We start from the raw sequence: 2,833 nt of genomic DNA, 5'->3' as shown, positions 1-2,833 counted from the left end.
TAGGCGCGCCATTTTTTCTCCCCTGTTACCCCATATAAATCAGCAAGTTACAGAACTTTCCTGAATTTTGGCATTATAACAATTTATAGCAATTTATAGCATAAAACAGCGTCAGACACGTCGCAAAAGTTGACAGTCCTTTTTTGATCATAATTTGGACATAAATATAAAGAGCATTAAAAAGAAGGCTTATTTAATCTTTCGATCCTTTCTAAAAATTTTGTTATCCTATCATATTGCTGGGCAATTCCCCTCCAATCTGAATATTGCTCATCCGGATTTCTGTTATTCCATAAATCTTTCGCTTTCTCCCAATATCGTTGATTTCTTTTCCCGCGAGTGCCAAGAGGGGGCTGCCCTAATTCTTCTATTAATTCATTAACGCGTTCAGATTTTCCCTTTAATGGTATTTCTCTTTCAATATTTAATTGTTTTCTTATCTTCTTATACATCTCATATAGCTCTCTAAATTTTAAATCTCTGCATCTAAATACAATTTCAACTTCCTTTGAGATTATTTGCTCCTTATTTGGCATGATATAAACAGGAATACTAATTGAAATTTTATATCTGGGAAGCAACGGTTTAATTCCAATTAAAACAAACATCACTAAAGAGGCCTGATTGAATCCGGTTGCTTTTGACATTCTCCGGGTTTCGCACTCTAAAGTAGATAATTTGAGGCCGATAGCATGAATCTTTTGGACCCATTCATTATCCTTCTTAACATATGGCAATAGATATATTTTTTCTGATAAGATTTTATATTCCTTCGCCAATTCTTTTCCTAATTCCTCTCTTAACTCTTTAACTTTATTTATTTCCATATCATCTTTGTTTTTTATGTATTTTTTAGCCTCTTTTTCAATCCACTCAATAGCTTCATTCCAATTAAACGGTGGTTTAATAGAATTAAATATTTTTTTTTGTGTATTCTTAACCCAAGGATCGATTTTCTTTAAAAGGAAATTAGATCTGATAATATCTTGAGGAGTTAGCTTAGAAAATCTTGATGTTTCTTCCTCAGAGAAAGATATTCTAAATCTTTCCATAAGTTTTATAGCCTTACTAAAATCAGATGGGTAAAAATTTTCCCTACCGAACGTTTCTATAGTTTCGGAATATTGCTCAAAAGGTTTACCCTTTAAATAATCAGGCGTATGTATCTCTTTTAATAATAATAAAAAATCTTTTCTATTCATTTTACCCTCTTAGCTGCATGGTTTGATTAGTAATTGCATTACCATCATATTATAATAGAATAATAAATTATGCAAGTGATAATTAAATGAAAAATAAATTGAAATATCTCAGGTTTTTCTTAGGAAAATCGCAGGAACAATTGGCCCAAGAAGCAGGCCTAAGCCAATCACAAATTTCGCGGATAGAAAGAGGATACATAAAGCCGCAAAAAGAGGATAGAAAAAAGTTATCAATCATATTAGGTGTAGAGGAAAAAGCTATCTTTCCCGAAGAATGAAAATGGAAAAAAGATGGATCTCAATTCGCACTTGCAGTGAATATCTCGGGATTCATCCCGTGACTTGTAGGCGATTAGTTGATCTTGGCAAGATCAAAGCCGCAAAGGTCGGAGGCAGTATCCGGGTGGATTTGCAGGCCCTAGAGAAACAAATGGAATCACAGCAAAAATGAAAACAGAAGTCTTGAAAAGGGCAAAACATTATCCAAATACTCATCCGAATTTGGAGGATATCAAGCAAATGGCACAGGACATTATCGACAATGTTAGAGATTTTGTTCCTGATAAAAGCCGCCAGGCCAGGCAGGTCATGGACACGATCAGGACCATAATCGAGGTTGAAGAGATAAAGGAAAATAAGAAATGAGCGATCTCATTCAAGAGCTTATCGGGAAAAATTTAAGATATTATCTTGAGAAACATGAAAGCCATAAATTCGATGGGAATAAAACTCTTTGCCCTTTTCACAACGACACCTCTCCCAGTATGACAGTCGATGAGAAAGCCGGAGTCTGGCTCTGGTATTGTCATGGTAAATGCAAGATGGGCGGGGACATTATTACTTATTATATGAAAAAGCATGGAGTAACAAAAGGAGTGGCCATTAAAGAACTTGCCAAAGTATTCGGCCTGGAAATAGTTAAGCAAGCAATTAAAAAGCCTGTAATCGTTGCCACGTATCCGTATTTAGATGAACAAGGAAAGCAGCTCTACAAAATCATAAGATATAATCCCAAAACTTTTAGGGCTGATAGAAAATTAAATGACATAAGGCAGGTTCTTTATAGACTTCCGGAAGTTATGAAAGCCAATAGTTTATGGTTAGTAGAGGGCGAGAAGGATGTTGACAATGTTCATAAACTCGGACTCACAGTAACAACTGCTCCTTTCGGAATGAGCAACTGGAAGCCTGAATTTGCCCAATCCTTGAAAGGAAAAGAAGTCAGGATCTGCCTGGACGTTGGAGCTGAAAGAGAAGCAAGAAAGCGGGCTGCCAGCATTTTGAAGGCAGGGGCCAAAGAGGTGAAGATCATCGAGCTTCCCGGCCTGGATAAAGAAGGATCAGACATCTCAGACTGGATAAACAGCCACGACTCCCAAACCAATGAAGACCTGAAATTGCAGCTTGAAGAGATTGCAGAAGAAACGCCATGCTTTGAGTTGCCAGGCGGCAAGCTGAAAATCAATAACAATTTTCTTGATTTATACATTGATTCGATTTCACGTATCACGGACGCCCCAGAAATCTTTATTCTGTTTTCAGGGCTTGGGCTTTTATCTGGAATCTGCAATAAATTTTACTTTAAATATCCTCGAATCACGCCCCTTAATTTATACATCCTGCTTCTGGCT

General features: G+C 36.5%; 4 protein-coding genes. 3 read left to right on the top strand and 1 reads right to left on the bottom strand.

Annotation, left to right across the window (positions count from 1 at the left end):
* Positions 1 to 176: 176 nt before the first annotated feature.
* A complete protein-coding gene (locus VMW81_10530; protein HUU51375.1) occupies positions 177 to 1,202 on the bottom strand; it encodes a hypothetical protein in 1,026 nt (341 codons plus the stop codon).
* Between the two features lie 86 nt (positions 1,203 to 1,288).
* On the opposite strand from VMW81_10530, the gene VMW81_10525 reads away from it, so the two are divergent.
* The 3 genes from VMW81_10525 to VMW81_10515 form a co-directional block, all read left to right on the top strand.
* Complete coding sequence (locus VMW81_10525; protein HUU51374.1) at positions 1,289 to 1,480, top strand: helix-turn-helix transcriptional regulator; 192 nt, start codon at positions 1,289 to 1,291, stop codon at positions 1,478 to 1,480.
* Positions 1,481 to 1,649: 169 nt separating this feature from the next.
* Complete coding sequence (locus VMW81_10520; protein HUU51373.1) at positions 1,650 to 1,847, top strand: hypothetical protein; 198 nt, start codon at positions 1,650 to 1,652, stop codon at positions 1,845 to 1,847.
* A partial coding sequence (locus tag VMW81_10515) for a CHC2 zinc finger domain-containing protein (GenBank protein ID HUU51372.1) occupies positions 1,844 to 2,833 on the top strand: 990 nt, incomplete at its 3' end. The genes VMW81_10520 and VMW81_10515, both read left to right, overlap by 4 nt.

This window comes from Nitrospinota bacterium (assembly GCA_035528715.1).
In the GTDB taxonomy this organism is placed as follows: domain Bacteria; phylum JADFOP01; class JADFOP01; order DATKYB01; family DATKYB01; genus DATKYB01.
The sequence above is the reverse complement of the archived record's forward strand: the minus strand, read 5'-3'. Positions and strand labels throughout refer to the sequence as shown.

Excerpts from the sequence above, each read along its gene's own strand:
- VMW81_10525 (HUU51374.1), top strand. The coding sequence starts at position 1,289 with ATGAAAAATAAATTGAAATATCTCAGGTTTTTCTTAGGAAAATCGCAG.
- VMW81_10530 (HUU51375.1), bottom strand. The coding sequence starts at position 1,202 with ATGAATAGAAAAGATTTTTTATTATTATTAAAAGAGATACATACGCCT.
- VMW81_10520 (HUU51373.1), top strand. The coding sequence starts at position 1,650 with ATGAAAACAGAAGTCTTGAAAAGGGCAAAACATTATCCAAATACTCAT.